This window comes from Flavobacterium sp., from assembly GCF_043756175.1.
Taxonomy (GTDB): Bacteria; Bacteroidota; Bacteroidia; order Flavobacteriales; family Flavobacteriaceae; genus Flavobacterium.
Genome location: NZ_JAYURN010000008.1, coordinates 1 through 6,622, shown reverse-complemented (window position 1 = coordinate 6,622; position 6,622 = coordinate 1). Strand labels below are relative to the sequence as shown.

General features: G+C 32.4%; 10 protein-coding genes. 4 read left to right on the top strand and 6 right to left on the bottom strand.

Annotation, left to right across the window (positions count from 1 at the left end):
- A partial coding sequence (locus ACH2BP_RS00565) for an FAD-dependent oxidoreductase (protein ID WP_395055978.1) occupies window positions 1–234 on the bottom strand: 234 nt, incomplete at its 3' end.
- Window positions 231–1,376 (bottom strand): sensor histidine kinase, encoded by a 1,146-nt coding sequence (locus tag ACH2BP_RS00560; RefSeq protein WP_395055976.1) that lies wholly within the window; start codon window positions 1,374–1,376, stop codon window positions 231–233. The genes ACH2BP_RS00560 and ACH2BP_RS00565, both read right to left, overlap by 4 nt.
- Window positions 1,377–1,478: 102 nt before the next feature.
- Here ACH2BP_RS00560 and ACH2BP_RS00555 point away from each other — a divergent pair, with 102 nt between their 5' ends.
- From ACH2BP_RS00555 to aat, 3 genes are all read left to right on the top strand, one after another.
- Window positions 1,479–2,354 carry a flavin reductase family protein gene (locus tag ACH2BP_RS00555; RefSeq protein ID WP_395055974.1) on the top strand — a complete coding sequence of 292 codons (876 nt, stop codon included), beginning with the start codon at window positions 1,479–1,481 and terminating at the stop codon, window positions 2,352–2,354.
- A gap of 3 nt (window positions 2,355–2,357) precedes the next feature.
- Window positions 2,358–2,735, top strand: a complete 378-nt coding sequence (locus tag ACH2BP_RS00550) for a DUF3127 domain-containing protein (RefSeq protein ID WP_395055972.1) — start codon at window positions 2,358–2,360, stop codon at window positions 2,733–2,735.
- Between the two features lie 163 nt (window positions 2,736–2,898).
- Window positions 2,899–3,537, top strand: coding sequence for a leucyl/phenylalanyl-tRNA--protein transferase (aat, locus tag ACH2BP_RS00545; protein ID WP_395055970.1), 639 nt, complete (start codon window positions 2,899–2,901; stop codon window positions 3,535–3,537).
- 67 nt (window positions 3,538–3,604) lie between these two features.
- Here aat and ACH2BP_RS00540 read toward each other — a convergent pair whose 3' ends face one another.
- The 4 genes from ACH2BP_RS00540 to ACH2BP_RS00525 are packed head-to-tail and all read right to left on the bottom strand — an operon-like array spanning window position 3,605 to window position 6,265.
- Window positions 3,605–4,018 (bottom strand): DUF1573 domain-containing protein, encoded by a 414-nt coding sequence (locus ACH2BP_RS00540; RefSeq protein WP_395055968.1) that lies wholly within the window; start codon window positions 4,016–4,018, stop codon window positions 3,605–3,607.
- Window positions 4,008–4,871 (bottom strand): hypothetical protein, encoded by an 864-nt coding sequence (locus ACH2BP_RS00535; protein ID WP_395055966.1) that lies wholly within the window; start codon window positions 4,869–4,871, stop codon window positions 4,008–4,010. The genes ACH2BP_RS00540 and ACH2BP_RS00535 overlap by 11 nt, the downstream gene beginning before the upstream one ends.
- A 46-nt stretch (window positions 4,872–4,917) precedes the next feature.
- The gene (locus ACH2BP_RS00530) at window positions 4,918–5,694 is read right to left on the bottom strand and encodes an alpha/beta fold hydrolase (protein ID WP_395055964.1); all 777 of its coding nucleotides are present in this window, start codon (window positions 5,692–5,694) and stop codon (window positions 4,918–4,920) included.
- Between the two features lie 16 nt (window positions 5,695–5,710).
- Window positions 5,711–6,265 (bottom strand): DNA-3-methyladenine glycosylase I, encoded by a 555-nt coding sequence (locus tag ACH2BP_RS00525; RefSeq protein ID WP_395055962.1) that lies wholly within the window; start codon window positions 6,263–6,265, stop codon window positions 5,711–5,713.
- A gap of 74 nt (window positions 6,266–6,339) precedes the next feature.
- On the opposite strand from ACH2BP_RS00525, the gene ACH2BP_RS00520 reads away from it, so the two are divergent.
- On the top strand, window positions 6,340–6,622 hold a 283-nt coding region (locus ACH2BP_RS00520), incomplete at its 3' end, for a thioredoxin family protein (protein ID WP_395055960.1).

The window sequence follows — 6,622 nt, the reverse complement described above, 5'->3', positions numbered from 1 at the left end:
TGTATGTGATTTTAAATCATCGATAATTTCCGACAAGCTTCCAAAGCAAGCAAAACCAGCATTTTTTGTACTTGCTCCTTCTGGTAACATTCCTTTTTCTAGGATTAGAATTTTACTTTCAGGAAATTTCTCACGCAAACGCAACGCAGTGTGAAGCCCAACAATCCCGCTTCCAACAATCGTATAATCTACATTTGTAAACCAATTTTTGAATTCCCAATAACTTAAATTCATCGTTTAAAACTTATTTGAATTGTTGTTCCTTTATTTATTTCAGATTGTAATACTCTTATTCTTCCGTTGTGGTATTCTTCGACAATTCTTTTGGTTAATGACAATCCCAATCCCCAACCTCTTTTTTTGGTAGTAAAACCAGGTTCAAAGATGGTTCTAAATTGGTTTTTAGGAATTCCTTTACCGGAATCGGTTACTTTTATCTTAGTTGTTTTCCAATCATCTTCAATGGTTATATCAATAGAACCTCGGCCTTTCATAGCATCAATAGCATTTTTCACCAAATTTTCTATCGTCCAGCTATGCAATGTTGGGTTCATCGAAATAGGAATTTGATGTTCAGGTGCTTTAAACGTAAAAACAACTTGTTTAGAAAACCGTGATTGCAGATATTCATACGCTTTTTTGGTTTCTTCTACCAAATCTTTCTGTTCCAAAACTGGTTCCGAACCTATTTTAGAAAAACGATCGGTAATATTTTGAAGTCTGTTTATGTCTTTTTCAATTTCTTCGACCGTGGTTTCATCTACATTGTCGGCTTTCATAATTTCGACCCAACCAATGAGAGATGATAATGGCGTTCCTATTTGATGTGCAGTTTCCTTTGCCATTCCTGCCCAAAGTTTGTTTTGTCCAGATATTTTATTGGTTTTATAATAATTATAAACAAGTGCGCCAAACAAGAAAATGATTAATACTAAGGCAATAGGATAATATTTTAATTTGTTCAATAATGGGGAATTTGTGTAGTACAAATAATGAAATTTACCTTTTACATATTCCATTTCAACCCGTTTGTTGGCATTTTTAAAATTTTGTAAAAGCGCTTTTGCTTTTATCGAATCTTTGATAATATTTTCATCAATATTAATAGACTGAAGAATACTATCTTTTTGATTGGTTAGTATAATTGGAATTGTATTGTTGTTTGTAATAATGTGAAAAGGCAGATCAAGATCAGTATCTGAAGTAGCATTATTGATGCTTTTTTGTGCTTCGGCCCACAATTCTATTTTTAAACGCTCTTCGTTTTTAAAAATCTGAAAAAAAGTGTAAGTATTCCATAAAATCAATACAATGATTAGGAAAGAGGAGAGTATTAATACCCAGCGGGTTGTATTTTTATTATTTGAAAACTGCATATTTTTTCTTGAGTGTATAAATATATAAAAAAGGCGTTAATGATTCAGTATAATTATTTCTATTCAATTGCTTTTCTTATTTTTGTTCAAAATATAAAAATCATGCTCAGCATTTCTCCAAAAGACATTACTACAGCGCAACTACAAGGGTATTTGCAAGGAGCTGTAAGCCCAAGACCTATTGCTTTTGCAAGTACAATAGATGCTGATGGAAATCCAAATTTATCGCCATTTAGTTTTTTTAATGTTTTTAGTGCCAATCCGCCTATTCTCATTTTTTCGCCAGCTAGAAGAGTACGTGATAATACCACAAAACACACTTTAGAAAATACAAAAGCGACTCGCGAAGTAGTTATAAATGTTGTAAATTATGATATTGTACAACAAACCTCTTTATCAAGTACAGAATATGCTGAAGGTATTAACGAATTTCTAAAAGCGGGTTTAACACCTATCGCTTCTGATGTTGTAAAACCTTTTCGTGTGGCAGAATCGCCTGTTCAGTTTGAATGTAAAGTCAACGAAATTATCGAATTAGGGCAAGAAGGTGGTGCTGGGAATTTAATTATTTGTGAAGTAGTTCGCATTCACATTAATGAAGAAATTTTGGACGAAAAAGGAGTTATCGATCAATATAAAATCGATTTAGTGTCGAGATTGGGTGGCAACTGGTATTCACGTTCCAATCAAGGTTTGTTTGAAGTGCCAAAACCACTGGTAACATTAGGAATTGGTGTAGATAATATTCCGAATTTTATTAAAGAAAGTTCCGTTTTTGATGGAAATGATTTAGGTATGTTAGGAAATGTGGAAGCTTTGCCTACTGAAGAAGAAATTACTATATTTGTAAACGAAAATTTTGCTGTAAAAGGTGTTTTAAGTTCAGATGATGAGCAAAAAGTGCAGTTGAAAGCAAAAGAATATTTGAATAATCAAGACGTACTTTCGGCATGGAAAGTATTATTAGCAAAACGATAAGTTATGGAAGTTACAGGAAAAATTAAAGTGGTTGGGGCAGAACAACAAATTAGTGCCTCATTTAAAAAAAGAGAATTGGTTGTAACCACAGACGAGCAATATCCACAATCGATAATGATAGAATTTGTTCAAGATAAAGCTGATTTATTAAACAGCTATAATGTTGGAGAAGACGTAAAAGTATCTATCAATTTAGGTGGTAGAGAATGGGTAAATCCACAAGGAGAAACTAAATATTTCAATAGTATAAAAGGTTGGAGAATAGAGCGTTTGGCTGCTGCACAAGCACCAAGTACACAATCGCCACCAATGCCAAATGCTGAAACATTCGAACCAGCGGCAAGCTTTAAAGAAGAAGAACACGACGATTTACCTTTCTAAATTTTAGATAAAAGAAAGAGAATAGAAGTCAGAAGTAATATTTATCTCTGGCTTTTTTTTATTTTGGATTCCCGCCTGCGCGGGAAAGACAAACCAGACGCACTGTCTTTCCTGCGAAGGCCGAAATCTATAATTGCCATTGATTTTGAAATTGTTATTGACTATGCATTTTTTAACCCAAGAATTATCTTTTCCAAATACAAATGAATCAACACCCGATGGTCTCTTGGCTATTGGTGGCGATTTATCTACCGAAAGATTGTTATTGGCTTACAAAAGTGGAATTTTCCCTTGGTTTGAAGATGGTGAACCCATCATGTGGTGGTCGCCAAGACAAAGAATGGTTTTGTTTCTAGACGAACTGATAGTTTCTCATAGTATGCGAAATACCATCAATAAAAATGTTTTTCAAGTAACTTTCAATAAAGCTTTTCGGGAAGTTATTCAAAATTGTCAAGAAATAAAGCGAGAAGGCCAATACGGCACTTGGATTACAGATGAAATGATTGAATCCTATTGCAAACTTCATGAATTAGGCAATGCCATCTCGGTTGAGGTTTGGCAAAACGACACCTTAGTTGGCGGATTGTACGGTGTAGATATGTTTCCCGTTTTTTGTGGCGAAAGTATGTTTTCCAGAGTAAGTAATGCTTCGAAAATTGCGTTTATCTCGTTGGTAAATTATCTCAAAACAAATCACTACAACTTATTAGATTGTCAGATTTACAACGATCATTTAGATAGTTTGGGTTGTAGAGAAATTCCGAGAGAAGAATTTTTGAGGATTTTGAAGACAAGATAATTGTCATTCCTCTTTCGTCGGAATGACAAAACAATAAAAATTAAATTTGTTTCAAATAATAACCTAACTACTTTTTATAACCCATAATTCTCACAGCTCTTACTAAAGGATTAAACGAACCAGAAACAACTACCGTTTTGCTAAAATATCCTTTTTCATCTATGTCAATAGAAATTTTAACTTTGGTTTGTTCGTTTGGTTTTAGAGTTTTCGGATAATCCTCTAAAGCAGTACAGTCGCAGGTTGTTTTTATATACAAATTGGTCAAATCTTTTTTACCAATATTTTTTATAGGCAATTCTACATTTATTTTATCTATAGTAATTGTATCCATATCAATTTCGAATGGACATGCTATTTTGGTGTAATTTGTTTGAGGAATCTTTTTAAGCTCTATCATCATTTCGTCTTTTTTGTGTGTACCCTGACAGGATGCTAAAAAAGATAAAGTGATGAGAATGATAAAATAATTAGTTTTCATAAATTTCTATGTATTGTGCAAACATATTTCTTTTGGCTCTATGTTCTATTTGTCCTGTTTGTTGTGTTGATGTCCATTTTTTTGTTTTCGAACAAATAAAATCGGAATTAGTTTTGTTTTCAGCTTTATAGAACGACAAAGCTTGTCCAGAAACAAATACTTTTGACCCATCACTTCTCTCACCAAGAACCCATACATCAGATTTGTCAGGCAATGGAATCCATTGCATGGCAATAAAGTAAGTTCCTTTTTCTAGGTTTAAAACTCTTTCAAGGTCAACTTTGTTCCAGCCTTTTTTGTAATTAGACATATATTGATTGTAGATAATCTTATCTGGAAAACCTTCTTTTTCTGAATAGATTTGAAAATTGAAAGGAGAATTGTGTTCTTTGCTATCTCTAACATTTATGCAAAAATTATAATTTTCGATAGAACTATTATGATTCAAATTAATTCTTGTTGCACAAATAACATACTCATTTTGTATTCCATTACATTGAGCATCGCTAGAAACTCTTTTATCTAAACAAGAACCAATTTTTATAGGATTAGCGTTTCGTAGGACGACCTCCTCTAAATTTATAGTCGTTTTTTCTAAGGATATTGTAGCTAAATTTTGTGGGTTTACTGTTATAGGATTATATCCGTTTGCAGATATATTTATTTCGTTAATAGTATTGTTTACCACAAAGCTACCATCGTTCTCAGATTTAGTAATAAATTGCCCGTTTGGCTCCAGCACAATTGCATTTGCAATAGGTGATTTATTCAAATAATCTACTAAAATTATTTTAGTAGTTTGAGAATAAAGATTAGACAAACTAAATAACAGAAAAAACAAGATTCGTATCATAATTAAAATATTTAAATAGAAGTTGTGTTAAAGTAACGTCAATGTTTTAATCATTCAAAAAATCCATTACATACTTATTAATTTCCTTTTTTTGTTTCTTATTTCCTCTATCATTCATGTCATTATGAATGGTGTTGGGAAGTTTTATAATTTTTATTTCAAAATTTTTCTCTTCTTCAAGAGTTGGCAAAACACCTTCATCAGCAGGTTGGTCACTTGATCTGAGTGAATAAATTCTTGGTTGTTTCGTTCTGGGTAATTCCATTCGGCGATTGTCTAACGAAATTATTTTATCTACTAAATTCGGATATTTATGAGCAAATAAAACACTTATATCTCCACCATTTGAATGTCCTATTAAAACAAGATGTTTGTAATCTAAATCTGGTTTTATTTTCTTTATTTCACCAAGAGTAAAAAGTATATTTTCAACACCTCTTTCCCAGAACGGACGCCGAACAACTTGGGGAATTCCCGTTTTAGGCATTAAATCGTCAGTTGGTAATTCTTGTTGGATACTTATCACAAAATATCCTTTGGAAGCCAGTTTTTTAGTTAAAAACGAATAGGATTTATTTGCTCCCAGTCTGTTTTCGCTATAACCGTGACTTAAAATCACCACTTTTTGATTTTCAATTTTTTTAGCTGTTTTGGGAGAATAAAATGCAACGGGTATTATTCTATTTCTCTTTTTATCAAATAAATTTAGAGTATCTATTTTAACTTTAAAGTTTGGAATGGTGTTTTGAAGATTTGTAACCTCTTTGTTTTTAATACAACTTATTAAAAACAAGCTTAATAGAATTTTGAAATATATTTTCATTTGATATTATTGTAAATTATCCTCTCACCCAGCAATCTTCCACATGATCATTTACCATTCCTGTGGCTTGCATATGCGCATACACTACAGTCGAACCTACAAATTTGAAGCCTCGTTTTTTTAAATCTTTGCTCAAAGCATCTGATATTGCTGAGGTTGCAGGAACGTCTTTTAGTGTTTTCGGGTTGTTATCAATAGGTTTTCCATCTACAAAACCCCAAATATATTGGCTAAAACTACCAAACTCCTTTTGAATTTCCATAAAAGCAATCGCATTCGTTACTGCCCATTTTACTTTGAGTTTGTTTCTAATAATCCCTGCATTTTGCAATAATCCCTCTTGTTTTGCTTCGGAATAAGCTGCTATTTTTTTATAATCGAAAGCATCAAAAGCCAATCGAAAATTTTCTCGCTTATTCAAAATAGTAATCCAGCTTAAACCCGCTTGAAAAGTTTCAAGGATTAAAAATTCAAATATCGTTGCATCATCATAAACAGGTTTCCCCCATTCGTTATCGTGATATTCTTTATACAAATCGGAAGACAAGCACCAAGCGCAACGATTTTTCATAAAAAAGAGTTTTTTTCAAATGTAAGAATTTGTTTTAAAAAAAATTGTAAATTTACTACAGCAATTTAGATTATATGAAGACAGTTATAGCCCAAAGTTTTTTAAATGCAATTACTTATTCGGAATATCGAAACATCATTTCGGAACTAATAAAACAAGATAAATCTTCAGGAGACGAACAATCGGACGATTTGCTTATGTATAGCAAACTGAACGAAACCAGAATGAATCGGTTAGATAAAACGATTCACGTTGGTATTGAAACCTCTCAAGAGTTAAACGCTCTTATGCACGAATATTACTGGTTGGTTCTTGCCGAAGGTTGGTGTGGCGATGCTGCCCAGCTAGTGCCAATTT